Annotated in this window: 21 protein-coding genes; 17 read left to right on the forward strand and 4 right to left on the reverse strand. The window is 42.5% G+C overall.

Annotated elements, in window-relative coordinates:
- Positions 1 to 7: 7 nt before the first annotated feature.
- Positions 8 to 1,930, reverse strand: a complete 1,923-nt coding sequence (locus G509_RS0115435; protein WP_026992366.1) for an amino acid permease — start codon at positions 1,928 to 1,930, stop codon at positions 8 to 10.
- 215 nt (positions 1,931 to 2,145) lie between these two features.
- Here G509_RS0115435 and G509_RS0115440 point away from each other — a divergent pair, with 215 nt between their 5' ends.
- The 11 genes from G509_RS0115440 (at position 2,146) to ribB (ending at position 11,770) form a co-directional block, all read left to right on the forward strand.
- Entirely contained in the window at positions 2,146 to 2,784 is a 639-nt protein-coding gene (locus tag G509_RS0115440; protein WP_026992367.1) for a peroxiredoxin, read from the forward strand.
- A 25-nt stretch (positions 2,785 to 2,809) separates the two neighbouring features.
- Positions 2,810 to 3,124, forward strand: coding sequence for a thioredoxin family protein (locus tag G509_RS0115445; RefSeq protein ID WP_026992368.1), 315 nt, complete (start codon positions 2,810 to 2,812; stop codon positions 3,122 to 3,124).
- Entirely contained in the window at positions 3,105 to 3,365 is a 261-nt protein-coding gene (locus G509_RS0115450) for a DUF6952 family protein (RefSeq protein WP_026992369.1), read from the forward strand. Before G509_RS0115445 ends, G509_RS0115450 begins: the two co-directional genes overlap by 20 nt.
- A gap of 102 nt (positions 3,366 to 3,467) precedes the next feature.
- Positions 3,468 to 4,028, forward strand: coding sequence for a helix-turn-helix domain-containing protein (locus G509_RS0115455; RefSeq protein WP_026992370.1), 561 nt, complete (start codon positions 3,468 to 3,470; stop codon positions 4,026 to 4,028).
- A gap of 164 nt (positions 4,029 to 4,192) precedes the next feature.
- Entirely contained in the window at positions 4,193 to 4,951 is a 759-nt protein-coding gene (locus tag G509_RS0115460) for a heavy-metal-associated domain-containing protein (protein WP_026992371.1), read from the forward strand.
- Positions 4,952 to 5,020: 69 nt separating this feature from the next.
- Positions 5,021 to 5,518, forward strand: a complete 498-nt coding sequence (tpx, locus tag G509_RS0115465) for a thiol peroxidase (protein WP_026992372.1) — start codon at positions 5,021 to 5,023, stop codon at positions 5,516 to 5,518.
- Between the two features lie 15 nt (positions 5,519 to 5,533).
- Positions 5,534 to 5,908 carry a diacylglycerol kinase family protein gene (locus G509_RS0115470; RefSeq protein WP_026992373.1) on the forward strand — a complete coding sequence of 125 codons (375 nt, stop codon included), beginning with the start codon at positions 5,534 to 5,536 and terminating at the stop codon, positions 5,906 to 5,908.
- A gap of 39 nt (positions 5,909 to 5,947) precedes the next feature.
- Positions 5,948 to 8,497, forward strand: coding sequence for a DNA translocase FtsK (locus G509_RS0115475; protein WP_026992374.1), 2,550 nt, complete (start codon positions 5,948 to 5,950; stop codon positions 8,495 to 8,497).
- On the forward strand, positions 8,478 to 9,149 hold the full coding sequence (gene lolA1, locus G509_RS0115480; RefSeq protein WP_026992375.1) for an outer membrane lipoprotein periplasmic chaperone LolA1: 672 nt from the start codon (positions 8,478 to 8,480) through the stop codon (positions 9,147 to 9,149). Before G509_RS0115475 ends, lolA1 begins: the two co-directional genes overlap by 20 nt.
- 9 nt (positions 9,150 to 9,158) lie before the next feature.
- The gene (locus tag G509_RS0115485; RefSeq protein WP_026992376.1) at positions 9,159 to 10,634 is read left to right on the forward strand and encodes an LptF/LptG family permease; all 1,476 of its coding nucleotides are present in this window, start codon (positions 9,159 to 9,161) and stop codon (positions 10,632 to 10,634) included.
- A complete protein-coding gene (gene ribB / locus G509_RS0115490) occupies positions 10,631 to 11,770 on the forward strand; it encodes a 3,4-dihydroxy-2-butanone-4-phosphate synthase (protein ID WP_026992377.1) in 1,140 nt (379 codons plus the stop codon). The genes G509_RS0115485 and ribB overlap by 4 nt, the downstream gene beginning before the upstream one ends.
- Positions 11,771 to 11,900: 130 nt before the next feature.
- Here the strand turns inward: ribB and G509_RS0115495 are convergent, their stop codons facing one another.
- The gene (locus G509_RS0115495) at positions 11,901 to 14,093 is read right to left on the reverse strand and encodes an alpha-galactosidase (protein ID WP_026992378.1); all 2,193 of its coding nucleotides are present in this window, start codon (positions 14,091 to 14,093) and stop codon (positions 11,901 to 11,903) included.
- A gap of 16 nt (positions 14,094 to 14,109) precedes the next feature.
- Positions 14,110 to 16,089, reverse strand: coding sequence for a sialate O-acetylesterase (locus tag G509_RS0115500; RefSeq protein WP_035739022.1), 1,980 nt, complete (start codon positions 16,087 to 16,089; stop codon positions 14,110 to 14,112).
- Between the two features lie 257 nt (positions 16,090 to 16,346).
- Here G509_RS0115500 and trhA point away from each other — a divergent pair, with 257 nt between their 5' ends.
- From trhA to G509_RS22970, 3 genes are all read left to right on the forward strand, one after another.
- Positions 16,347 to 16,982: a PAQR family membrane homeostasis protein TrhA gene (gene trhA / locus G509_RS0115505; RefSeq protein ID WP_035739024.1), complete on the forward strand. Its 636-nt coding sequence runs from the start codon at positions 16,347 to 16,349 to the stop codon at positions 16,980 to 16,982.
- 78 nt (positions 16,983 to 17,060) lie between these two features.
- Positions 17,061 to 20,702: a PAS domain S-box protein gene (locus G509_RS0115510; protein ID WP_026992381.1), complete on the forward strand. Its 3,642-nt coding sequence runs from the start codon at positions 17,061 to 17,063 to the stop codon at positions 20,700 to 20,702.
- 77 nt (positions 20,703 to 20,779) lie between these two features.
- Positions 20,780 to 21,199, forward strand: coding sequence for a hypothetical protein (locus G509_RS22970; protein WP_051200256.1), 420 nt, complete (start codon positions 20,780 to 20,782; stop codon positions 21,197 to 21,199).
- A 107-nt stretch (positions 21,200 to 21,306) separates the two neighbouring features.
- On the opposite strand, the gene G509_RS0115520 is transcribed toward G509_RS22970, so the two are convergent.
- Positions 21,307 to 22,944: an NADP-dependent glyceraldehyde-3-phosphate dehydrogenase gene (locus G509_RS0115520; RefSeq protein WP_026992382.1), complete on the reverse strand. Its 1,638-nt coding sequence runs from the start codon at positions 22,942 to 22,944 to the stop codon at positions 21,307 to 21,309.
- 183 nt (positions 22,945 to 23,127) lie between these two features.
- On the opposite strand from G509_RS0115520, the gene G509_RS0115525 reads away from it, so the two are divergent.
- From G509_RS0115525 to G509_RS0115535, 3 genes are all read left to right on the forward strand, one after another.
- Positions 23,128 to 24,021, forward strand: a complete 894-nt coding sequence (locus tag G509_RS0115525) for a sulfite exporter TauE/SafE family protein (RefSeq protein ID WP_026992383.1) — start codon at positions 23,128 to 23,130, stop codon at positions 24,019 to 24,021.
- Between the two features lie 103 nt (positions 24,022 to 24,124).
- Positions 24,125 to 25,000 carry a carbon-nitrogen hydrolase gene (locus G509_RS0115530; protein WP_026992384.1) on the forward strand — a complete coding sequence of 292 codons (876 nt, stop codon included), beginning with the start codon at positions 24,125 to 24,127 and terminating at the stop codon, positions 24,998 to 25,000.
- Positions 25,001 to 25,094: 94 nt separating this feature from the next.
- Positions 25,095 to 26,165, forward strand: a complete 1,071-nt coding sequence (locus G509_RS0115535) for an agmatine deiminase family protein (RefSeq protein WP_026992385.1) — start codon at positions 25,095 to 25,097, stop codon at positions 26,163 to 26,165.
- The last annotated feature ends 78 nt before the right edge of the window (positions 26,166 to 26,243 follow it).

Genomic DNA, 26,243 nt, shown 5'->3' on the forward strand with positions numbered 1-26,243 from the left:
TTATAAACTACAGCCTGCTTAAATTCAGTTTGCTGTTTTTTCGGCTAAAGCCAAAATAAATAAGCAAGCCAATAAGCAGCCATACAAAAAAGTAAATCCAGTTCCATACACTTAACTGCGCCATCATATAAAGGCAGCAAATAAGGCCTAACAAAGGTATAAGCGACAGGTTTTTACGGAATGCCCAAATTGATAGCAATACCAGCGATATTAAAAATATCCACATAGGTATTTTATGCTTAAACAATTGGAAACCCGACTCGTATTTTAGATCATCAGCAATTGGCAGTTCTGCTACCAAACGCTCGTATTGTGCAGGCTCGCTTTCGTAGCTGCTTAATATGTGCTCTAAATCCTGGCTTCCGGTAGCAACATCGCGTGCCAGTAAAGAGTTGTAAACTTCGGTAGTTTGCTCTTTAGTTAAAGATGTAACAATAGTATTAGGGCTGTTAAACTCTTTGGCGTTGGTAAGAAAATCTACCGTAGCATCTTTATTATACATAACACATAATAAAACACCCAAAACAAGCCCTATAGGCATAATAAATTTGGCATTGACGTACGGCGTTTTAAACTTGCCGCGCGGTATATTAGGTTTGTTTTGCAGCACCAATACGCCCGCACATACTAATACAAAGGCAAACAGGGTACCAATACTACATAGGTCGGTTACCATAGTAAGGTTTAAAAACAGGGCCGGTACAGCGACTACAAAACCCGTTACAATTGTTGCGTACGATGGCGTTTTAAACTTAGGGTGCACTTTAGAAAAACGCTTAGGTAGCAGGCCGTCGCGGCTCATGCTCATCCAAATACGCGGCTGCCCCATCTGGAACACTAATAGTACACTTGCCATAGCAATAACAGCACTCACGGCTATAATACCGCTCATCCATTTAAGGTCGAGTTTTTCGAACACAAACGCCAGCGGATCGCCCACGTTAAGCTCGCTGTAATTAACCATTCCCGTTAGCACCAAAGCAATAATTACATAAAGCACGGTACATATAATAATAGCCCACATCATACCCCTTGGCAGGTCGCGTTGGGGGTTCTTGCACTCTTCGGCAGTGGTAGAAATAGCATCAAATCCAATGTAGGCAAAGAAAACCGCCGACACCCCTTTAAGCACCCCGGCAGCTCCGTTAGGCGCAAACGGGTCCCAGTTGGCAGTATCTACATAAAATACACCAACTGCTATTACTAATAATATAATGCACAGCTTAACCACAACCATAAGGTTGCTGGCATTGCGCGACTCTTTCATACCCCTGTAAACAAGGGCAGTAATAATTATAATGATTAACAGCGCCGGTAAATCGGCTACAAAATGAAACGCCCCAAGCGTAGGCGATGTTGTCCAGGCGGTATAAGCAGCCTGCAGGCCTGCATCTAAATTCTCAAAGGTTTTGCCACCCTGCATAAGCGCAGTAGCTTCGGTAAAGCCGTTAGAGGCAGTAAGGTAATCCATTTGTACCCATTGTGGCAGGTGTATGCCGCCACTATCTAACAGGCCGGTAAAATAATCGCTCCAGGAAATGGCAACGGTAATATTGCCAATAGCATATTCCATTATAAGCGCCCACCCTATTATCCAGGCTATTAGCTCGCCAAAAGCTACATAACTATAGGTGTATGCACTACCCGAAACCGGTACCATACTGGCAAATTCGGCATAGGCAAAAGCGGCAAAACTACAGGCAAGGGCAGTAAACAGGAAAAGGAAAATTACAGCAGGGCCACCATCGGCACTGGCTTTGCCAATGGTACTAAAAATACCGGCACCAATAATTGCGGCAATACCAAAGGCGGCTAAATCTCTAACCCCCAAGTGCCTGCCTAAGGCGCCATGGCCATCGGCATTATTTAATTCAACCTGGTTTAAAATATCCTGAACGTTTTTCTTCCTGAAAAGATCCTTTAATGCCATTATAGTTTGCTTAGTCGTGTAGCTAACAAATATAAAAAAGTAAATTAAAATAGTGCCACTGATTTGGATAATTCATAAATAAATCTTAAATTAAGTTATATAGAATTTCCCTATACTTTAATAGAGATTTATGATAGTTATCATAATTTAATAATTGAGTTTGTGTGTATTTTTGCATTAATAATAAAATTCATAAACACAATAAATTAATAACTATGTCATTAGTAGGTAAAAAATTTCCAAGCATTGCAGTAGACGCCATATCTGAAATGGGCGATAATCTTAAAATAAATATTTACGAAGAAGCGGTTAACAATAAAAAGAAAGTATTATTATTCTGGTACCCAAAAGATTTTACTTTTGTATGCCCTACAGAACTTCACGCTTTCCAGGCTGCACTTGGTGAGTTCGAAAAAAGAAATACTATTGTAATTGGTGCTTCTTGCGATACTAACGAAGTACACTTTGCATGGCTTAACACACCAAAAGATAAAGGTGGTATAGAAGGTGTAACCTACCCTATCCTTGCCGATACGAACAGAAACCTTGCTAATATTCTTGATATTTTAGACATCCAGTCTTCAGTTTATGATGACGAGACCGATTCTGTTATTTTAGAAGGTTCTAACGTTACCTACAGGGCTACATTTTTAGTAGATGAAGATGGTAAAATTTTCCACGAAAGTGTTAACGATATGCCTCTTGGCCGTAACGTAAACGAGTATTTAAGGCTTGTTGATGCTTACACTCACGTACAGGTTAAAGGCGAAGTTTGCCCTGCTAACTGGGAAGAAGGTAAAGAAGCAATGACTGCCGACAGAAACGGTGTAGCTTCTTACTTAGCTACAAACTAATTAACAACTAAACACACACCTTATCATGTTACAGGAACTTGAAAAAGATAATTTGGCAGAGATCGTATCCGGTGAGCCGGTTGTGGTAGTACAGTATTCGGCCGGATGGTGCGGTAATTGCAGGATCATGAAGCCTAAATTTAAAAAAATGGCTGCTGAGAATGAAAATATTACCTTTATTCTTGCCGATGCAGAAAATTTCCCTGAATCGAGAAAGCTGGCCAACGTTAATAACCTGCCCACTTTTGCAACATTTAGAAACGGAATCCTGGTTAACCAGGTTCAAACAAATAAAGTAGAAATTTTAACCGACCTTGTAAATGAAGTTACCAGTAATTAAGCATTTAACTCAGTTTATTGAGGATAATGACCAGGACTATGTTATTGAGGCCCTTGAGGTATTGGAGGCGCTAACCGAAGTTCCGTCTTTAAAAGACGAAGAGCTTGATGTTGTGGGCGAACTTATCTCTAACATGTATGGCGCGCTTGAGGTTAACAAGATGATAAAAGACGGTATGGACAAGAAAACAGCACTTAATACTTTTATGATGCGTGTTCTTGGTGCCATAGATAAAAACTAAGATCTTTACGATGGTTTAAATTACGCCTCCTTAACAGGGGGCGTTTTTTTTATTGTTTATATTTGAAAGTTATAAATAACCATATATTATACTACACAAACAATGCACCTCTATATAAAAAACATGGTTTGCAACCGCTGCGTTACCGCTGTTAGAAACGAGCTTACCCAACTTGGGCACAGCGTAGGCGAAGTAAACTTGGGTGAAGCCGAAATTATTACTGAACCAACTGCCGATCAATTAAAAACTATAGGTGCATCTCTAAAAAAACTGGGTCTTGAACTCATCGAAGATCGCAAGAGCCGTATTATAGAACAGGTTAAAAATGAGATTGTTTATTTAGTGCATCATAGTGGCGATGTGTTAAACACCAGCCTGTCGTTTTTACTGGCTGATAAGCTACAGTATGATTATACGTATTTGAGCAATTTATTTTCGGAAGTTGAAGGCACCACGATAGAGAAGTATTACATTGTCCAGCGCATAGAAAAGGTAAAAGAGCTTTTGGTGTATGATGAGCTTTCTTTGGCACAAATAGCCAATATGCTGGGCTACAGCAGCGCGGCCTACCTATCCAGCCAGTTTAAAAAAGTAACCGGCCTTACCCCTACTTTTTACAAATCTATTAAAGAAACCAAACGCCGTAATATAGACGAACTGTAAAAGTTATAGGTATTTCTAAAAATTGCATAAGGCTTAAAAGGGTTTAATTAGCGAACTTTGCATTGTAAATTCCAAATAACAATTTACAAACAGAGGAAGCACCGCTGCTAAACATACAGAATGGTCAAAAAAAAACCTGAAACCTTAAACCTGAAACAAATTTTATGACCCACACCTATAATATTACCGGAATGACCTGCGAGGGTTGTGTAGCCAAAGTAAGCTACCTGCTAAAACAACTGCCACAAGTAACCGATGTTGCCATAAACCTTGAGAAAGGTCAGGCCGATGTTACTATGGATAGCCACGTAGCTACCCCTGCCCTGCAACAGGCACTTAAAGACTATCCTAAATATCAGCTGACTGAAGAGCATTCGCATAATGCACATACCCCGGCACCGGGTGCAGATGTATTTGGCAATACCGCTGAAGTTACTAAAAGTTGGGCTGAAAATTACAAACCTATACTATTAATATTCGGGTACATAACCGTTATCTCTTCAATCGAAGCTTTATATAACGGCGGCTTTAGCAGCATGACGTTTATGCGCATATTTATGGCAGGGTTTTTCTTAACTTTTTCGTTCTTTAAAATGCTCGACCTTAAAGGTTTTGCCAACAGCTATGCCATGTACGATGTTGTTGCTAAAAAACTACCGTTTTGGGGTTACATCTATGCTTTTTTAGAGTTAGCCCTGGGGCTTGGTTTTGCCTTAAATTTTGAACCCGTATTTATAAATGCCTTTACTGCAGTACTTATGTTTGTTAGCCTTCTTGGAGTTTTACAAAGCGTTTTAAACAAAAAGAAAATTCAGTGTGCATGCCTTGGCGCGGTGTTTAACCTGCCTATGAGCACTGTAACTATTATAGAAGATGGCCTTATGATTGCCATGAGCATTGCCATGCTGTTTATGTACCTATAAAAAGCCACTGCCCCCTATGCTATACCATATATTTTGTTACTTTTGCTATTTATAACAAAACACAAAATAATGGCTAATATCTTATTAGGGGGCAACCCTGTACATACAACGGGCGAACTGCCTCAAACAGGCACAACAGCACCGGATTTTACTCTTGTAAAAGGCGATTTATCTACAGTATCATTGTCAGATTTTAAAGGCAGTAAACTAATCCTTAATATATTCCCAAGTGTAGACACCGGTACGTGTGCTGCATCAGTACGTGCGTTTAATCAAAAAGCATCTTCTTTAGAGAATACTAAAGTGCTTTGTATTTCACGCGACCTTCCATTCGCTCAAAACCGTTTTTGTGGTGCCGAAGGTTTAACCAATGTTGTTACACTTTCTGATTTTAAAGACGGAAGTTTTGGTGACAGCTACGGCCTTAATATTACCGACGGACCTTTGGCAGGCCTTAACTCAAGGGCTGTTGTGGTTATAAACCAAGAAGGTACCATTACCTACACAGAGCAGGTGGCCGATATTAAAGACGAGCCTAATTATGATAATGCCCTTGCGGCCCTGTAATAGTTACGTAAGTAAATGAAAGACAACAGGTTTGTAAAAGGCAGGATTAAAAGCGTTACCTATTCGGTTATTGGGGCCTGGAAACTGCTTACCAGCGAGCACAGCATTATGGTGCAGTTTTCTTTAGGAGTAGCCGTAACCATAGCCGGATTTTATTTTGATATTTCGGCTACCGAATGGATGCTGCAAATACTGGCTATTGGCCTGGTAATGGCTATAGAGGGCGCAAATACTGCCGTAGAAAAAATTTGTGACTTCATTCATCCCGACTTTAATCCTAAAATAGGGTTTATAAAAGATATTGCCTCCGGCGCTGTGTTTTTTGCAGCAATGGCGGCCGTTGCTATTGGCGCAATAATTTATTGGCCAAAGGTGGCAGCATTTTTTTAATTTTTGATATTTTTACCAAAGCACAGTTAACAACCCAGAATGGCAAAAGCAAAAAAAGAAACTAAGGATACACAAAAACCGGTAACGGAAAAAAGAAAATGGAAATTATCGCGCCAAAACAAAGTGTTGGTGGGCGTGCTGTTTTTTCTTTTCTCAGTGGCATTATTGCTTTCTTTTATATCGTACTTTTTATATTGGGAGGCCGACCAGAGTGTGCTAACCGCATTTTCTGACAGAGAGCAGCCCGTACAAAACTGGCTGGGCAAATTTGGCGCCTGGCTGGCCGATGTGTTTTTATACCAGGGCTTTGGTGTGGCATCGTTTATACTAATACGCTTTTTCTTTTTAGTTGGGGCGCATTTAGTGTTAGACCTGCCGGTTAGCAAACTTAAAAAGACTCTTTTCTGGGATTTATTCCTTGTAATAATAATCTCCATACTTTGTGGTTTCTTTAATGCCTACCTGCCGGAACTTGGCGGTGTTATAGGTTTTGAGATGAATACCTTTATGCAAGATTATATGGGCAAAACCGGTACGCTTTTAGTACTTATTTTTGCCTTGTCAGCGTTCCTGCTGCTTCGTATAAAAATATCGCCTGATGCTATTAAAACATTCTTCGAAAAAAGGCAGAGGGATCAGGAAGAAGATGACGAAGCTTTAGAAGAACCGGAATTTGTTAAAGCAGCCATTAAAACTCCCGTTCCTGTAACCGCTAAAGAAGAGGACGACGAGCCGGAATACCGCCCTAACTACGAGGATATGCCTGTAGATGTGGAAGAGTATGATGAAGCGCTGGATCATATCGAGTTAAAAACGGTTGTTCCGCCAACGCCGATTGCCCCAGTTGCTCCGGTAACATCGCAGTTTGAAATTAACCGCGAGGCCATGAAGCCTACTATAACCAATTCGTCGCAAATTAATTTAGAGCCTAACGTTAAGCCTAAACCAATTATTGAGGTTGCCCCGCAACTGCACGAAATTATAGAAACATCCGACGACAACTTTGTTATAGAAACCATAGCCGATGAAGATGTGGTGGAAGAAAACCTTGCATCGAGGCTGGTTAAAGATTTTGGCGAGTTCGACCCTACTTTAGAGCTTTCCAACTACCAGTTCCCTCCTATCGATTTGTTAAGGGATTACTCTTCGGGCGGAATAACCATCAACCAGGAAGAGCTGGAAGACAATAAAAACCGTATTGTAGAAACGTTACTAAACTACAAAATAGGTATTGCGCAAATTAAGGCCACCGTTGGCCCTACCGTTACGCTGTACGAAATTGTACCCGATGCCGGTATCCGAATTTCAAAAATAAAAAGCCTTGAAGATGATATTGCGCTATCACTATCTGCTTTGGGTATCCGTATTATTGCCCCCATTCCGGGTAAAGGAACCATTGGTATAGAGGTGCCTAACAAGACCCCAACCATGGTATCGATGAAAAGCGTTATTGGTTCGCCTAAATTCCAGGCTGCCGAGATGGAGCTGCCAATTGCCCTTGGTAAAACAATATCTAACGAAACCTTTGTGGTAGACCTTGCAAAGATGCCCCACTTACTTATGGCGGGTGCTACGGGTCAGGGTAAATCGGTTGGCTTAAACGCAGTACTTACATCGTTACTATACAAAAAACACCCTGCCGAGGTTAAATTTGTACTGGTAGACCCTAAAAAGGTAGAGCTTACGCTATTTAATAAAATAGAGCGCCACTACCTTGCTAAACTGCCTGATGGCGGCGATGCTATTATTACCGATAACACTAAGGTTATTAACACCTTAAATTCGTTATGTATTGAGATGGACAACCGTTACAACCTACTTAAGGATGCAATGGTTAGAAACATTAAAGAGTATAATGATAAGTTTAGGCAGAGGAAACTGAACCCGGAAAACGGCCACCGTTTCTTGCCGTACATTGTGTTGGTGGTAGATGAGTTTGCCGACCTTATTATGACGGCCGGTAAAGAGGTAGAAACCCCTATTGCACGTTTGGCGCAGTTGGCCCGTGCTATTGGTATCCACCTAATTATTGCTACACAAAGGCCATCGGTAAACGTTATTACCGGTATTATTAAGGCCAACTTCCCGGCAAGGATAGCCTTTAGGGTAACTTCTAAAATTGACTCAAGAACTATTTTGGACAGCCAGGGAGCCGACCAGTTAATTGGCCGTGGCGATTTACTTTATACTCAGGGTAACGACCTTACACGTGTGCAGTGTGCTTTTGTAGACACACCCGAAGTTGAAAAAATTACCGAATTCATTGGTTCGCAAAAGGCTTATCCTGAGGCTTATTTGCTTCCTGAATTCTTTGGAGAGGAAAGTGGCACTAATCTTGATATAGACATTAGCGAAAGAGATTCTATGTTCAGGGAAGCTGCCGAAGTTATTGTTACCGCCCAGCAGGGTTCGGCATCATTGCTTCAGCGAAAGCTTAAATTAGGCTACAACCGTGCAGGCAGGCTTATAGACCAGTTGGAAGCAGCCGGTATTGTGGGTCCGTTTGAAGGCAGTAAAGCCCGCGCAGTTAACGTTGCTGACCTTGCATCTCTGGATCAATTTTTAAAAAATGAAGAAAACAACTTTTAGCATGCAGAGGTTTATCAGGATATTGTCGGTTTTTATACTAACTTTTAGCTTATCAGCATACGCGCAGGATGCCACAAAGGCAAAAAAACTGCTGGACGAGGTAAGCGGTAAGGTAAAAAGCTACAATAATATTGTTTTCGACTTTAAATATTCGTTAAGCAACCCAAAGAAAAACCTTAACCAGGAGTGCAAAGGCAATGTAGTATTGCAAGGCAACAAGTATGTACTTAATTTTATGGGGGTTACCCGTATTTTTGATGGTAAAAAGGTGTACAATATAGTGCCGGAAGACGAGGAGATTACCATATCTACTTTTGATGATAAAAAAGACGATGGCCTTACCCCATCTAAAATGCTTACCTTTTTTACATCGGGCTACAAATATGCCTGGGATATTGTACAAAATGTAAAAGGCCGTAAAATTCAGCTGATAAAGCTTACTCCTTTAGACCCCAAAGATAATACAAAAGAGATACTTGTAGGTATAGATTCTCAAACCAAGAACATCTATAATCTGGTGCAAATAGATAAAGATGGTACAAGAACCACATTTACTATTAATTCTTTTAAAGCAAACCAGCCTTTGTCAAAAAATCATTTTACCTTTACAGAGAGTAAATATCCTAATTATTACATTAATAAATTAGACTAAATCTTAAGGGTGAAAATTTTAGACCGTTATATTCTTACTTCGTTTATCCAGACGTTCGCGTCGGTTTTTATAATCCTCTTCTTTATCTTTATATTGCAGGGCATCTGGCTATTTATAGCAGAGCTTGCCGGTAAAGATCTGGATACGTGGCTTGTATTTAAATTCCTTTTATTCTACTCACCCAAAATAGTACCGCTGGTATTACCGCTTTCTATTCTGTTAGCCTCTATTATGACTTTTGGTAATTTTGCCGAAAATTATGAGTTTGCCGCCATGAAATCGTCGGGTATATCTTTAAACAGGGCTATGCGAAGCCTTATAATTTTTATCTGCGGGCTTAGTGTGGTAGCCTATTTTTTTGCTAACGACGTTATCCCAAAAGCCGAATACAAATTCCTAAACCTTCGAAAAAATATTATTCAGCGCAAGCCGGCCATGGCAATTGTAGAGGGGCAGTTTAATGCAATAGGTAGCTTTAACATTAAAGTAGATAAAAAAGGTGGCGAAAACGGCGAAAAGCTTACCGGTGTTACCATACACAAACGTAAGCCCGGTGCGGTAGACGTTACCATTATCCGTTCTAAAACGGGGCTTTTGGTAAGTAACGAGAAATCGAACCTGCTTCAGTTAGAGCTTTATGATGGGTTTTATTATGAGGATATTGCCTCTAAAAACCCTGCCGAACGCCAAAAGCAACCCTTCGCAAAAAGTAGCTTTACCAAACAGGTAATGAATATCGACCTTACTATCTTAAACTCTAACGACGACGACGAAGAGCAGGTAGCACATACCAACAACATGCTTAACGTGTCTGAACTTAGTTATACGCTCGATTCTTTACAGGCAACGTATGATAAAGAGGCGAAATCGGTAGTGGCTAATATTGTACAGCGCCCTAACGGTGTGTTTATACCTACCCCCACGCCTGCCATTGTACCGGGAGTTAATGATACCATAAAACCTGCCGTTAAAAAAGACAGCATCCCACAGGATTTGCTTAGCGTAGTAGAAAAGGTAGACCGTATTCGTGTTTTAGAGGCTGCAAGCAACAATATAAGCAGCACAGATTACGAAGTATCATCGGGTCAGAAAGCGCTCTTAGAACGCATTAAAAACATCAACAACCACTGGCTGGCATTGTACGACAAGTTTGTAATTGCCTTTGCCTGCATCCTTATGTTTTTTATTGGTGCACCGCTTGGTGCCATCATCCGCAAAGGGGGCCTTGGGCTACCCATAGTATTTGCGGTACTAATATTTATTATATTCCACTTTATAAATACATTTGGCAGGAAACTGGCGCAGGAAAACGGCATACCACCCTTTTTAGGTTCGTGGATGTCTACTTTTGTGCTTAGCCCGCTTGCTATATTATTAACCTACAGGGCCACCAACGATATTGGCCTTATAAGTATGGACAACATACTTATGCCTTTCCAAAAGGCATTCAACAAATTGTTTAAAACAAAAAATAAAGAAGCATGATTTCTTCTGAAGAAAAAATACAGCTTAACACTATAGAAGAAGCTATTGAGGATATACGCCAGGGTAAGGTTATAGTTGTTGTAGACGACGAAGACCGCGAAAACGAAGGCGATTTTATTGCTGCTGCCGAAAAGGTAACGCCCGAAATGATCAATTTTATGGCTACCCACGGCCGCGGACTTATCTGTGCCCCTATTACAGAGGCCCGTGCCGATGAGCTGGACCTACCCCCTATGGTTTCTAACAACACGGTATTGCACGAAACCCAGTTTACAGTTACTATAGATTTACTGGGCCACGGTTGTACAACAGGTATATCGGTACACGACAGGGCTAAAACCATTAAGGCTTTGGTAGACGATACTACTAAAGGCTCTGATTTTGGCCGTCCAGGGCATATTTTCCCGCTAAGGGCTAAACAAGGTGGTGTATTGCGCCGTACCGGCCATACGGAGGCTTCTATAGACCTTGCACGCCTTGCCGGCTTTAAACCTGCCGGTATATTGGTAGAGATACTTAACGAAGACGGTTCTATGGCACGCCTGCCGCAACTGTATGAGGTGGCTAAGAAATTCGACCTTAAAATTATATCTATAGAAGCGCTTGTTGCATACAGAATGCAGCACGACAGCCTTATTAAGAAGAGGGAAGATTTTGAGATTGAGACCCGTTTTGGTAATTTCAGGCTAAGGGCTTATGAGCAAACTACCAACAAGCAAATACACGTTGCGCTTACTAAAGGCAGCTGGAATATAGGCGAAGATGTTCTTACGCGCATTAACACCACACAAATAAATAACGACATTTTAGGCACGCTAACAAGCAATCCGGATACAAAGCTGGAAGGTATGTTTAAACGCATTAACGACGAAGGTAAGGGCGCTATACTGTTTATAAACCAGGAAGTGCTGCCATCTGAACTGTTAAACCGTATTACCGAGCTTAAAGAGTTACAGGCAAACGGTACCACTAAAGCACCCCAGGTAAAAATGGATGTGAAAGATTTTGGTATTGGCGCTCAGATATTGCACGATATCGATATTTGCAACATCAGGCTACTTACCAATTCTCAACAGGCAAAACGTGTTGGTATGATTGGCTACGGCCTTGAAATTAAAGAATACGTGAATTTTTAATTCACTAAATTTATAATCACAAAAATCCCGATTACTTTAAGGTAACCGGGATTTTTTTGTTTATGCTTTTATGCAGCAATAAAAAAGCCGTAAGAAATTATCTTACGGCTTCGTTTTAAGATACTGTTATTTAAACCCTGGTTATTTTTAAAACAACACTGGTATTGGTAGTGTTTACATTAGGGTTTATGCCCACCTGCATTAAAAAGTCGCCGCTAAAAACAGCGGTTGTAACCGATGTTTTTTTACCCGGGTACACATTTATTTCTTCAACCTGATAGTTTTTACCGGCCTCTAAACCTTTAAGCTTTATAGGGTTATGCGTTCCAGAATCGTACCTATTATTTACCGAATAATTAAACATAACACCCTCGTTGCCATTTTTGTTTACATACATAACAGAGGCCGCATCGTTACCCCACGGGCTTTGCAGGCGGTACTGCGTGCCCTGCCAGATGGTGCTGCCCAAAGCACTGTAATTTTTAATGGCCTGCTGGCAAAAAGCAAGGTCGCCCTCGCTAAGATGTTTTACCACAATATCAAAGCCCAGTTTGCCCATCATGGCAACATCGGTACGGTATTTAATGGGCTGCTTACCCCAATCTGTAACGTGGGCAGACAGCGTAAGTGCCGGATAAAAATAGGAGTATTCCCATTGCAAAAACACGCGCTCCAAAGGGTCGGTATTATCGCTGGGCCAAAACTCTGTAAAGTACTTTAGCGCAGCATAGTCTACCCTGCCACCGCCGCCGGAGCAAAGCATCATGGGCACCTTAGGATATTTGGTCCTAATGCGCTCTAAAACCTTATACAGGCCGGTTACATAATCGGTATATAGGTTAGACTGGTTGGCCTTTAAATTCTTGGAATACGCATTGTAAATAACCGCATTACAGTCCCATTTAATATAGGCAAGCTCCGGGTTCTCGGTAAAAAGTTGGTCTACCACACCAAAAACAAAATCCTGCACTTTAGGGTTAGACAGGTCTAACACCAGCTGGTTCCTAAAATAATGCTCGGGCCTTTCGGGCTGTTTGATAACCCAGTCCGGATGGTTTTTATACAGGTTGCTGGATGGGCTAACCATTTCGGGTTCAATCCAAATACCAAAGCCCACCTTATTATCTATAGCTGTTTTAACAAGGGTGCCAATGCCGTTGGGCAGTTTCTTTTTGCTCACATCCCAGTCGCCAAGTGCAGCAGTATCATCATTACGCGGATAGGTGTTACCAAACCAGCCGTCATCCAGTAAAAACAGGTCGACACCCAGGTTTTTACTATCGGCAATCAGGCCTTTAAGCTTGGTTTCATCAAAATCAAAATACGTAGCCTCCCAGTTGTTAAGCAGGGTAACGCGTTGGCCTTTACCATCTAAAATTTTATAATTACGCGCCCAGTCGTGCAGGTTGCGGCTCGCAAAGCCCTTGCCCTTGTTAGATAGCGTATACCAAAATTTAGGAGTTGTAAAGGTTTCGTTTTTAGCCAGTTTATAATCGGCAGCAGCGTTATTAATGCCCGAAATGATCCTCAGGTTATTAAACGGGTCAACTTCAAGATCTGTCCTAAAGTTACCGCTCCATTCCAGCCCTGCAAACAGCACCTTGCCCTCGTCTTCGGTAGCCGGTTTTTCTAACGATACCATAAAAACCGATGGCATAAACAAATTGGCGCGCGTGCCCAGTTTAGAGTCCAGCACCTTAATACCGTGAGTTAAACGGGCTTCTTCGGGCTGCATTTCTTTAGCCCATTCTCCGTGGTAATGGTTCAGCCAAAAGTTGTTATTACCTTTAAGGTATAGGTTGGCCGATGCATATTTGTTAAGCGTAACCATGCCTTTTTCGGCATGCTTAATGGTAGTCCACTGCTCTATAATGTCGTTCTCAAAATAAGCGGTTATAAACACGTGTACCTCAACCGGGTACACCGGGTCTTTTAAGGTAATTTCGGTTTGCGATACCCCCTCGCCTGCCTGCGTGGTTTTGTGGGCTACATAATGCAGGTCTAACGATGTGTTGCCATCGGCGTGCGTTACCGTAATGGCTGGCTCTAAAAGGTTCTTGGAGCCCGACGGTGTGTAAACCGAATTATATATACCGGTATAATCGTTACCCTGGTGGTACTGGCCGGCAATTTTATCATAATCGGTATCGTTGGCCAGTTTTTCGCCAAAGTAAATAGTGTTGACTTCCTTGGCGGAATTTACCTGCAACACCAATGCGTTATTTTTTGTTTTTACCGCAATTATTTGTTGTGCAGCGAGCGGAGTAAGCCCCGCCAACAAAAACAACACTGCCGTGTAATAATACTTCCTGATTTTTTTCATATCTGATGGTGTTGAATTATTTATTGCCATCGGTTATGCCCGGCCACGAGTCGGTACGGAACAGCGATGCCGGTAAGCCCGAAGCGTTGGTAAGGTTGCCCTGTGGGTTATCTGCCCAGTTGTAGCGCACCGCCACAGGCTTAGCCACCTTGGCTGACGATACCACAATTTTACCGTTCTCTATCTTAACATCAGCCCAGTAAAATTTCTGGTCGTCGCCGGCAATTTCAAAACCTTTAAGGGCTTTTCCGTCTGCTGTTTTAAGGCCTGTATTGTCTTTAAATTCTAAGGTTATGATGTTGTTGGTCTGCTTGTGCGATACATACATAGGCCCTGAATATTCGATTTTTACGCCGTAGGTTTTAGCAAGGGCAATACGAGCAAGGCGCTCGCCTACCTCCTGCTTGTTTTTTGGGTGAATGTCCCGCGCTTCGCCAATATCGGTAATTACCGCCATGCCCGTGTTGGGCACTTTTAGGGTTTTAAGCTGTGCATCGCGCAGTTCTGCCCAGGCCGATGTACCCGGCTGGTCTTTTACCTGCATATAGTTTGCCAGCTGCACGTAATAGAACGGCAGGTCTTTATTGCCGAATTTCGCACGCCAGTCGCTTATTAATAGTGGAAAAAGCGTTTGATACTGCTGCGCCCTGTCGGCATTGCTTTCGCCCTGGTACCAGATAACGCCGGCCAGTTTGTATTTTAATAACGGGTGGATCATGGCATTGTACAGTGCCGATGGCCTGTTTTGGCCTTGCGGCAGATACGGCGCCGGGCGAAGGTCTTTCCTGTCGATACCCACGGCATACTTCCAGTCGCCTGCAAGCGAAACTTTCTGGCTGCCCGATTTTAAGAACATATCATCTGGGCTGCCATAAATACCGCCACCGCCGGTACCATCAAACACACGTATGGTAATAGTGTTCTCGCCCTTTTTTAATACGTTGCCCGGAATGGTGTAGTGGCGCTGTACGGTATAGCCCGATGTTGCCCCAATATACGTACCGTTAACCCATATTTTATCATCATCATCGGCATAAAACTCCAGCTCGGCATCTTTACCGGCAAAGCTTTCCGGCAGCGTAATTGTTTTCCTGAACCACGCTACGCCATCAAAACCCACAAGGGCATCAAACTCCCAAAAGTTAGGCAGTTTCATGGTTTTCCAAGCGGAATCGTTATAGTTGGCAGCCGCAAAAACAGCGGTAGTGCCCTGCATTCCTTTATCGGCTTTTTCAAGCTCGGCATTCCATACTTTTATCTCGGCATCAAATTTTTTCTGAAGCTCGTTCTTATCCGGGCCTGTTGCCATGCCTTTTAAAACATCATCAAAATCGTGCATGGTGTTAAGGGCACCGGCGCTGGTCCATGCCTCGGCAACGGTACCACCCCACGAGCTGTGAATTAACCCTATAGGGATGTGTTTTTCTTTATACACCTTCCTGGCAAAAAAGTAGGCTGTAGACGAGAATTCGGCAATTGTAGCCGGGCTGCAAACCTGCCAGCCGCCATTTTGTACCGATAGGGTTTCTAATGGCACGGCGCTGTCTACATGATTAGCCTGGATTATCCTAATTTCCGGGTAATTGGCGTTTTTTATCTCCTCTTTGTAATTCTTTATCTTGCCCCAACCTTCTAAAGGCATCTCCATATTGCTTTGGCCTGAGCACAGCCAGACTTCGCCAATTAGTATGTTTTTAAGCACAAGGTTGTCTCCATCATTAATGGTAATAGTATAGGGGCCGCCAAACTTTGGTGTGGCAAGCTCTACCTGCCACGCACCGTTTTTAGTGGTAGCCGAATAGGATTTTTTATCCCACGAGGTGGTAATTTTTACGGTTGCAGCACTGCTGGTGCCAAAAAACGGCACACTGCTTTTTTGCTGAAGCACCATGTTATCGGTAAAAAAGGTGGGCAGCGAAACTTTGGCCATGGCCGTATTTGCCACACCTGCCGCCAGGATTAACACGAATAAAAATCTGTTTTTAAACGATCTCATTTATTAACTATTTAAGGTTTGGTTATTTAAACAATAAGGTGCTTTTGCACCAATGGATAAAACTATTGCATTTTTCTTAATATATAAAGTTTTTTTACTCAAAAAGTCAAAAAGACCATAAGCAGTTTGGTTATTTGCTAATTGCGTGTAATAATAGCACGCATTTTAGGCACTGTTTTATGACAAACCTCTTATTTACAATTTCTTTAATATGGTGGCGCAAAACTTTAATTATCTTTGTAGTAAGACTAAAAATCATGGCCAAAAAGAACAGAAAACGCGAAGAATTACTAAATGTGCTAACCCACGGTACCGGGGCAATATTATCTTTAATTGCGCTGACCGCTATGGTAGTATATTCGGCAATAAAGGGCACGGCACTGCATATAGCGGTCTCGGTGGTATTCGGCGTAAGTCTGGTGCTTTTGTACTCGGCATCTACCTGCTACCACGCCGCCTGGAAACTTAAATGGAAACGCATTTTACAGCGCGTAGACCACCTGTGCATTTATGTTTTAATAGCAGGATCTTACACCCCAATTGCCCTGTTGGGCCTTAAAGGCGCCTGGGGCTGGACTATATTCGGACTAATATGGGCGTTTGCCATTGCGGGTTTTATCTTTAAATTCTCGCCACTACGCAAGTCAGAAAAAATATCGCTTACCCTCTACGCCCTTATGGGATGGCTTATAATAATTGCCATAAAGCCTTTAATAGAGAACCTTTCGGCGGGTGCATTATTCTACCTTTTAGGCGGCGGACTGTGCTATACCTTCGGGATTTACTTTTACGCCAAAGAAAAAATACCCTATAACCATACCATTTGGCACCTGTTTGTACTGGGCGGCAGCACCTTGCATTTTTTAGGTGTGTTTTTGTACCTAATCCCGTAAGGATTGATAAATAATATTATCTTTAATTTTCGGAAATTTTAAAAAACAGATTTTCGCTTTACTATAAATTTTTTAAGTTTGGAACACCCTGGTAACGATTATCCTTTTTTGCGCGGCACCGGCGAGATGGGAGACCTTATACGCAACTACAACTGGCAAGCCACAGCGTTAGGCCCCATAGACAAATGGCCCATTAGCCTGCGCAACACCGTTGCCATGCTGTTAACCTCAAAATTCCCCATGTTTTTATATTGGGGAGAAGACCTTATACAGTTTTATAACGATGAGTACCGCAAAACCCTTGGTTTTGACGGTAAGCACCCTGCCGCTCTTGGCCAAAGAGCCATAGACTGCTGGCCCGAAGTTTGGGATACCATACACCCACTTATAGAAAAAGTACTTAACCAGGGAGAAGGCGTTTGGTTTGAAGATATGCAGCTGCCCCGCTTTAGGGATGGCGCGTATACCGATACCTACTGGACGTTTAGTTACAGCCCCGTTAATGGAGACTCTGAAACTATTGAAGGTGTACTTGTGGTTTGTACCGAAACAACCGAGAAAATTAAAACCATACGCACACTTGAAGTCAGTAAGGCCGAACTGGAGTTTGCCATTGATGCTACCGAACTGGGCACGTGGGACCTAAACCCCGAAACCGGTAAGTTTAAAGGCAACAACCGCTTAAAATCATGGTTTGGATTAAATCCTGACGAAGAAATTCCGCTTACGGCAGCTACCGATGTTATTGTTGAAAGAGACAGGGAACGCGTTAAAAACGCCATTCTTTTTGCAATGGATTACGAGTCGGGCGGGCATTACGATATTGAGTACACCATTCTTAATCCTATTTCTAAGAAAAAAATAATTGTACGTGCAAAGGGCCGTGCCTGGTTTAACCCGGATAAAGTTGCCTACCGCTTTAACGGCACGCTACAGGATATAACATCGCGCCGCCTGGCGCAAAAAGAAATAGACAACGCCAACCACATGGCGGGCCTTGCTATTAAAAGCGCCGGCCTGGGCTTGTTTCAGGTAGACCTGCGCACGGGTTTAATGGAGTATACCCCTACTTATGCCGCTATACTTACGGGCAACCGCAATACTAAAGATATTAACCGTAAATCGTTTGTAGACCGCATTCACCCCGACGATATGCACGAACGCACCATAGCGTTAGAGGCGGGTAAAGAAAAGAACGAGTTTTACTATTCGCCCCGCGTTATCTGGGATGACGGCTCGATACACCGCATTGTGGTTATGGGCGCCAATACGTTCGATTCTACCGGAAAGGCAATAACTTTTTCGGGTACCGTGCGCGATATTACGTTACAGGAAAACCAACGCCTTGCCCTTATACAGAGCGAAGAGCGCTTTAGGGCTATGGTAGAAGAAGCCCCCGTGGCTACCTGCCTTTTTACCGGTAAAGACATGATTATTGAGGTAGCTAACGATATAATGCTTAGCTATTGGGGCAAAGGCAAAAATGTTATAGGCAAGCCGCTTGCAGAAGTAGTTCCGGAACTTAGAGGCCAGCCCTTTTTAGATATTTTAGATACCATATACAACACCGGTATTACCCACGAGGATAAAGCTGCTGCTGTATTGCTAAACGTAAATGGCATACCTGATACCTACTACTTTGATTTTACCTACAAACCTCTATTTGATGCGTATGGCAAGGTGTACGGTATTATGGATATGGCCATAGATGTTACAGAACAGGTGCTTAACCAACAACGAATGGAGGAAACCCAGCGCCAGATGCTTGCATCGTTTGAAGAGTCGCCGGTGGGTATTGCCCTTGTTGTTGGAGACGACCTTACATTTACTACCGCCAACCCATTTTATGGAGAATTAGTTGGGCGTACGCCCGAAAATTTAATAGGTAAAACGTTGCTGGAAGCGTTGCCCGAACTGGCCGGACAGGGTTTTGATAAATTATTGCATAACGTTATTGCTACAGGCATAGCGTATATTGCAAAAGAAGTTGAGGTTACTTTATTGCGAAACAATATTTTAGAAGCTATATATGTAGACCTTACCTACCAACCCCGCTTTGACGATGATAAAAAAGTTACCAGCATACTTGTGGTTGCCACCGATGTTACACAACAGGTACGTTCGCGTAAAAAAGTAGAAGCGAGCGAGGCCAAGCTGCGCTCTATTATAGCATCGGCGCCTGCCGGAATGGGCCTTTTTGTGGGGCGCGACCTTATTATAGAATTGCCCAACCAGACTTTTATAGATATTGTGGGAAAAGGATGGGATATTATTGGCAAGCCACTGCGCGAAGCAATGCCCGAACTGATTACCGAAGGCCAGCCCTTTTTAAAGATCCTGGACGATGTGTATACCACCGGTGTTATGTTCCAAAGCTATGGCTCGCAGGTTAAGATCGTGCAAAACGGCGTAATGACCTACAATTACTACAACATTACCTACACTCCTCTTTTTGATGAAAATAACGAGGTGTTTGCCATATTAGATATTGCCATAGATGTTACCGAAGCCGTTACCGCCAACCAAAAGCTGGAAAACGTACAGGCATCGTTAAGAGGCGCTATGGAGCTGGCACAGCTTGCTAACTGGAGCTTTGATATTAAAAACGATATTTACCACTATTCGCCACGATTTATGGAGTGGCTTGGTTTTACCGAAGATACTAAAGTCCTTGAAGGTGCCTATAACCCATTGCCATTAGAATATCGGGGTAAAGTAGCCGAAGCTATTAAGGCTGCTATTGCACCGGGCTCTAACGGAATTTATGATTACGAGCATCCTATAACCAACAATACCACAGGCCAAACGCGTATTATACATGCCCAGGCACAGGTGTTTTATGATTCTGAAGGTAACCCGGAGTTTTTAACCGGTACCGCGCAGGATGTTACCAAAGAGCGAACATTGCAGCAGGAACTGGAGTTTCAGGTAGAGCAGCGTACCGAACAATTGCAATCGGCGAATGCCGAACTGGCCGATGCCAACCTCTCTTTAGTGCAAAGTAACAAACAACTGGAGCAGTTTGCCTATATAGCATCGCACGATTTGCAGGAACCCGCCCGTAAAATAAGCGTGTTTGCAGGCATGCTGTCAGACAGCCTTAGCAGTATAGACGATCGCTCTAAAAATTACCTGACTAAAATTAATAAGTCCGCCGAAAGAATGGGCAACCTTATTCGCGATGTATTGGGCTACTCGCAGCTTGCTAAAGAGCACCAGGTGTTTGAGCCGGTTAACCTACAGAAAATTGCCGATGATATAACATCAGAATTTGAACTGGTACTGGAACAAACCAATGCGAAGATTATTTATAAAGACCTGCCTACTATAGATGCAATACCGTTACAGATGTCGCAACTGTTTGGCAACCTTATCTCTAATGCGCTTAAATACAGCCACCCCGGTGTGCCGCCTGTTATAAACATTACGTGCACAAAACTGATTGATGGTGCCGTTACCAATGGCCCGGGCGATTACTATAAAATAGCGTTTAAAGACAATGGCATTGGCTTTGACCAAAAATATGCCGATAAGATATTTAATATCTTCCAGAGGCTACATACCAAAAACGAATACAGCGGTACGGGTATTGGCCTGGCACTCTGCAAAAAAATAATGCTTAACCACCACGGCGATATACAGGCATCATCTATAGAAAACGAGGGTGCAACATTTACCATTATAATCCCTGCAAAACAAAATACCATTGCTAATTTGTAAACACAATTATATAACATCAAAAAGGCAGCAAATTGGCTGCCTTTTTATTTACCTTTAAAAGCTTAACTATACTATTTATGAAGTATCTGTACCTATTGGCTGTTTGTTTTAGCTTATTTGGCTGCGGTCAAAAAGAAAAAATACAAATCATACCTCTCGAAGAAGTTAAAGAGGAAAAGCCATTACTTCAAAATTTCACTTATGAAGAGGTGGCAAAATATGCAATTTCAACAATTATGGGGCAATCACCATCTATAATGTCGGCTTCTAAAGATGGCGACTTATACGTTGTTTACTATGTGAGAAAATCAGACAAGCAAAAGTTCACTTATAAGTTGAAATTTAACGATGATGTAGTTATCTGGGCGAACATTGATGGAAGATGGAGGGATACTAAATATGATGAAAAAATCAGATTTACAGAATTTGGGAATACTCTTAAAATTCAGACTACTTACTCGGATGGTAGTTCCGGAATAGAAAAATTTAAGAAATAGGGAAAGCTGTCAATTATCGTACTGCTTCTTTAAATTATATATCTTAGCCCATCTAAATGACAAAGGCAGCCAATTGGCTGCCTTTTAAGTATTTGTATTTATACTGATTAGAAAATATAATCGGTACTAAGAAAGTTAGAATCGTGATCTCTAACAATTGTGTTGAACAATTGTTTATTGGCATCGGTTGCTTTTGTAGCTACTAACGACCTTATAGAGAATGACCTCAGTGCATCAAATACCGATAGTGTACCCTCGGCGCTGTCTTTTCTTCCGGTAAACGGAAAAACATCGGGGCCACGCTGCGACTGGCAGTTTATGTTTACACGGCTTACAAGGTTTACAAACGGGTCTATAAGATTGGCAACTTCCTGGGCATCGTTACTAAAAATACTAACCTGCATACCGTGCGACGCATTTATCTGGTAATCTATAGGCTCATCTAAACTATCAAATGGCACTACGGGAATTATAGGGCCAAACTGCTCTTCGTGATACAGTTTCATTGTATCGTTAACCGGATACACTACAGCAGGGAAAACAAACGAGTTGTTGGTTAAGCCGCCATTCTCGTTAATAATTTTAGCACCATTGGCAATAGCATCATCAAGACAGGTTTTTAGGTAGCCCGGTTTATCAGCTTCGGGCAGCGGGGTAATTTTAACGTCTTTCTCCCATGGCAATCCCGGTTTAAGGGCAGCCACGGCATCGCTAAGTTTTTTAATAAAGGCATCGGCCACATCCTTCTGCACAAAAATTAGTTTAAGCGCAGTACAACGCTGTCCGTTAAACGATAACGACCCTAAAAGGCATTCGCTAACGGCAACATCAAGGTCGGCATTATTGGTAACAATAGCCGCATTTTTGGCATCAAGGCTTAAAATAGCCCTAAGCCTGTTTACTTTAGGGTGCAGTTTTTTAAGTCCGTTTGCTACCTTGCTCGATCCAATAAAGGCAAGCACGTTAACCTTGCCGCTTTCCATTAATGGCGATATAATTTCAGATCCTTTTCCGTACAACGTATTAACCGTTCCTGCCGGGAAAGCCTCTTTAAACGCCTGTAGTAGCGGATAATGCGCTAACACACCATGCTTAGGCAGTTTAAACAATATGGTGTTACCCATAATAAGCGCAGGAATAAGGGTTGTAAATATCTCGTTTAGAGGGTAGTTAAACGGCCCCATGCTAAGCACCACCCCAAGTGGCGCGCGCCTTATTTGTGCAATGGTACCTTCGGCCTCCTGAAAGCGCGACGACTCCCTGTCGATGTCCTTAAGCGCATCAATAGTAGCGTTAATATACTCAACGGTACGGTCAAACTCCTTGGTCGAGTCGCCATTGGTTTTACCAATTTCCCACATAAGCAGCTTAATAACCAGGTCGCGTTGCTGTATCATTAAATACACAAATTTTTGCATGCATTTAATGCGCTCGTCTACACTCATGGTTGGCCATTCGCCCTGGCCGTTGTTATAGGCAGCCACGGCAGCATCCAGGGCTTCCATAGCCTCTTTAGGCGATGTATGCGGTATAGTGCCCACAAGCTTGCGTTTAAGTATACCGTCTTCGCCCTTTACAAAAACCGGCGAAAGCACCTCTACTACTTCGCCGTTCCACTGTACCAGTTCGCCGTTAAGCAGGTACTCACGCTGGTGCATTTCGGGTATTTTATACTGCTCAGGTATCTGGCTTTCATCTGTAAATATATTGTTGATCGTATCAGATGATGCATTCGTATTTTCCATAGAAAAGTTATTGTTGATTTATAGATAAAGTTAAGCAACTATATGTAATCTACTGCTTACAATAATTAAATTTTTATTAAAAAAATCAAATATCAATTTACAAAACCGGTAAATAGATTTGGTTTGCTATATTTGCAATCACTACTACTCTATAGAAATAGTATACTAATACTACACACACGCATGACCCGAATACTATTGCAGTTAGAAAAAGCCACAAACCATATATCTTTTAAGCAGATAGCTATAACTATGCTGGTACTTAAGCTGATTATTATCAGCTACTTTGCCTATTTGCTGGTTGGCGAAGTAACCAATGGTACCCTAAATTTCGACAGTACTTTTTTTATATTTATGGGTGTCGGCTTTTTTGCACAGGTTATTGATGGCGCACTGGGCATGGCCTATGGTGTTAGCTGCACCACCCTACTTATGAACTTTGGCATACCCGCAAGCCTGGCCTCGGCAAGTGTGCACACATCAGAGATCTTTACTACGGGCATCTCGGGTTTATCCCATATAAAATTCAAAAATATAGATAAGGGGCTGTTTTTTAAAATTGTAATAACGGGTACACTGGGCGCGGTTTTAGGGGCGTACTTAATAAGCGATTATTTTGACGGCAACATTATTAAACCTTATATATCAGCCTACCTTATACTATTAGGATGTTATATTATTTACAAGGGCGTTGCCAATAAGTCGGCACAGAATAAAACAGTAAAAAAAGCAACGCTACTGGCTTTAATAGGCGGGTTTTTAGATACCATTGGCGGCGGTGGCTGGGGGCCAATTGTAACCTCTAACCTGCTAAGCCAGGGCAAAGACCCTCGCGAGGCCATTGGTACTGTTAATACCGCCGAATTTTTTATTACCTACTTTGCAACCGTAATATTTGTTTTCTTTTTGGGCGTAAAGCACTGGCAAATAATATTGGGGCTTATTACGGGCGGTGCACTTGCAGCCCCAATTGGTGCTTACATAGCATCGCGCATCAATAAGAGGGCGCTGTTTTTTATGGTGGGAACGCTTATTATACTAACATCCGGCTATACGCTATATAAATCGGTGTTTTAGGCTACAATATAACGCTGATTACTTTTAACCAAACGCTAACAGCACTCTCTTTAAAAACTGAAACTTTTTATGTAAATTTGCACCTCAATTTTATATACATACCATGGGTAAAGTACAAATAGGATTAGTGCAGATGAGTTGCGTTGCCGAGAAGCAGCCAAACATTGAAAAAGCTATTAGAGAAATTCGCAATGCTGCTGCCAAAGGCGCGCAAATTGTGTGTTTGCAGGAGTTATTTACATCGCTTTATTTTTGCGATGTTGAAGATTACGAAAACTTTAAACTGGCCGAAGCTATTCCGGGTCCGAGTACCGATGCCTTAAGTGCTGTAGCCAAAGAGCTTAATGTGGTTATTATTGCATCGCTTTTTGAAAAGCGTGCCGAAGGCCTTTACCACAATACTACTGCAGTTATTGATGCCGATGGTTCGTACCTTGGCAAATACCGCAAAATGCATATTCCGGATGACCCGGCGTTTTACGAAAAATTCTATTTTACTCCCGGCGACCTGGGTTATAAAACCTTCCAGACAAAGTATGCCAAAATTGGTATTCTTATTTGTTGGGATCAGTGGTATCCGGAAGCAAGCCGCATAACGGCGCTTATGGGTGCCGAAATTATGTTTTACCCTACCGCTATTGGCTGGGCAACCGATCAGGACGAAGAAACCAATAAAGAGCAGTACGATGCATGGCAAATTATTCAGCGCTCTCATGCCGTTGCCAATGGCGTACACGTGGTTAGCGTTAACCGTGTTGGCTTTGAGCAAGATGGCGCTATGAAGTTCTGGGGCGGCAGTTTTGTTGCCAATCCGCAAGGCAAGCTAATGTACCTGGCATCGCACGATAACGAAGAAACCACCGTAGTTGAGGTTGACACCAAAGCAACTGACCATTACCGCACCCACTGGCCTTTTTTACGCGACCGTAGAATTGACAGCTACCAGCCTATAACAAAACGTTATTTGGACGAGGAGTAGATTTTTGTTTCCGGTTTAAAGTTTCAGGCTGCCTGGCTCCTGAATTCACAACGTTAGTCAGCCTGAGCTTGTCGAAGGCCAAATAAATCATTACATGTTATTATTTCAAAATATAGATACCCCAAAAAAACTGGGTTTTACTTTCCCTGCGGAGTTTGCTCCCCAACGTGCCCTTTGGCTGTCATGGCCCCATAAAGAGGCATCGTGGCCGGGCAAGCTGCATACTATTTATAAGCCGTACTGCGAGTTTATTTTGCAGGTTTCGCGCCACCAAAAGGTATGTATTAACGTAGCCGATGAGGCTATGAAACAATTCGCGATTTTGGAAATAGAAAAGCATGCGCCGCTGGTGCCGGGTGCTAAGGTAAGCGAGGTTTCGTTTTACTTTTTTCCCACTAACGACGCATGGTGCCGCGATCATGGCCCTGCCTTTTTGGTTAACCGCCAAACCGGCGAAAAAGCGGTGGTAGACTGGGGCTACAATGCCTGGGGCGATAAATATCCTCCGTACGACCTGGACGATGTTATTCCCACCCGTATTGGAGAAGCCCTTGGATTGCAGGTTTTTAATCCCGGTATTGTTATGGAGGGTGGCAGTGTAGAGTTTAATGGCAAAGGCACTTTGCTTACTACTACGGCTTGTTTACTAAACAAGAACCGCAACCCGCATCTTTCTCAGAAAGAAATTGAAGAATACCTTATACAATACTATGGCGTTGAGCATATTTTATGGCTTGGCGATGGTATTGTGGGCGATGATACCGATGGCCACATTGACGATATTACCCGTTTTGTGACCGAGGATACCGTGGTTACTGTGGTTGAGAAGGATAAAAACGACGATAATTACCAACTGCTACAGGAAAACCTGGAGAGCCTGCATAAAATGCGCCTTCAGGATGGCAAACAGCTTAATGTTATCGAGCTGCCCATGCCTAAAGCAGTAATTTACGAAGACCAGCGCCTGCCGGCATCGTACGCTAACTTTTACATTGCCAACCAAAGTGTTATTGTACCTACCTTCCGCGACAGCGTAAACGATAAGGTAGCTTTAGATATTTTAACCGACTGCTTTAAAGGCCGCGAGGTTATTGGCATAGACAGTACCGACCTTATCTGGGGCCTTGGCAGTTTCCATTGCCTTAGCCAGCAGGAACCTGTTTAAGAAAGTAATCAGTGTTCAGGCGCAGTTAGCAGATTATAAAGTGTTCAGTATTCAGTCGCAGTTATCAGTTTGCTACTT

It is taken from the genome of Flavobacterium subsaxonicum WB 4.1-42 = DSM 21790, from assembly GCF_000422725.1.
Lineage (GTDB): Bacteria > Bacteroidota > Bacteroidia > Flavobacteriales > Flavobacteriaceae > Flavobacterium > Flavobacterium subsaxonicum.

Coding starts and splice junctions, on each gene's coding strand:
- G509_RS0115440 (WP_026992367.1), top strand. CDS start 2,146: ATGTCATTAGTAGGTAAAAAATTTCCAAGCATTGCAGTAGACGCCATA.
- G509_RS0115500 (WP_035739022.1), bottom strand. CDS start 16,089: ATGAGATCGTTTAAAAACAGATTTTTATTCGTGTTAATCCTGGCGGCA.
- ribB (WP_026992377.1), top strand. CDS start 10,631: ATGATTTCTTCTGAAGAAAAAATACAGCTTAACACTATAGAAGAAGCT.
- G509_RS0115470 (WP_026992373.1), top strand. CDS start 5,534: ATGAAAGACAACAGGTTTGTAAAAGGCAGGATTAAAAGCGTTACCTAT.
- trhA (WP_035739024.1), top strand. CDS start 16,347: ATGGCCAAAAAGAACAGAAAACGCGAAGAATTACTAAATGTGCTAACC.
- G509_RS0115435 (WP_026992366.1), bottom strand. CDS start 1,930: ATGGCATTAAAGGATCTTTTCAGGAAGAAAAACGTTCAGGATATTTTA.
- G509_RS22970 (WP_051200256.1), top strand. CDS start 20,780: ATGAAGTATCTGTACCTATTGGCTGTTTGTTTTAGCTTATTTGGCTGC.
- G509_RS0115530 (WP_026992384.1), top strand. CDS start 24,125: ATGGGTAAAGTACAAATAGGATTAGTGCAGATGAGTTGCGTTGCCGAG.
- G509_RS0115495 (WP_026992378.1), bottom strand. CDS start 14,093: ATGAAAAAAATCAGGAAGTATTATTACACGGCAGTGTTGTTTTTGTTG.
- G509_RS0115525 (WP_026992383.1), top strand. CDS start 23,128: ATGACCCGAATACTATTGCAGTTAGAAAAAGCCACAAACCATATATCT.
- G509_RS0115445 (WP_026992368.1), top strand. CDS start 2,810: ATGTTACAGGAACTTGAAAAAGATAATTTGGCAGAGATCGTATCCGGT.
- G509_RS0115460 (WP_026992371.1), top strand. CDS start 4,193: ATGACCCACACCTATAATATTACCGGAATGACCTGCGAGGGTTGTGTA.
- tpx (WP_026992372.1), top strand. CDS start 5,021: ATGGCTAATATCTTATTAGGGGGCAACCCTGTACATACAACGGGCGAA.
- G509_RS0115455 (WP_026992370.1), top strand. CDS start 3,468: ATGCACCTCTATATAAAAAACATGGTTTGCAACCGCTGCGTTACCGCT.
- lolA1 (WP_026992375.1), top strand. CDS start 8,478: ATGAAGAAAACAACTTTTAGCATGCAGAGGTTTATCAGGATATTGTCG.
- G509_RS0115475 (WP_026992374.1), top strand. CDS start 5,948: ATGGCAAAAGCAAAAAAAGAAACTAAGGATACACAAAAACCGGTAACG.
- G509_RS0115520 (WP_026992382.1), bottom strand. CDS start 22,944: ATGGAAAATACGAATGCATCATCTGATACGATCAACAATATATTTACA.
- G509_RS0115535 (WP_026992385.1), top strand. CDS start 25,095: ATGTTATTATTTCAAAATATAGATACCCCAAAAAAACTGGGTTTTACT.
- G509_RS0115450 (WP_026992369.1), top strand. CDS start 3,105: ATGAAGTTACCAGTAATTAAGCATTTAACTCAGTTTATTGAGGATAAT.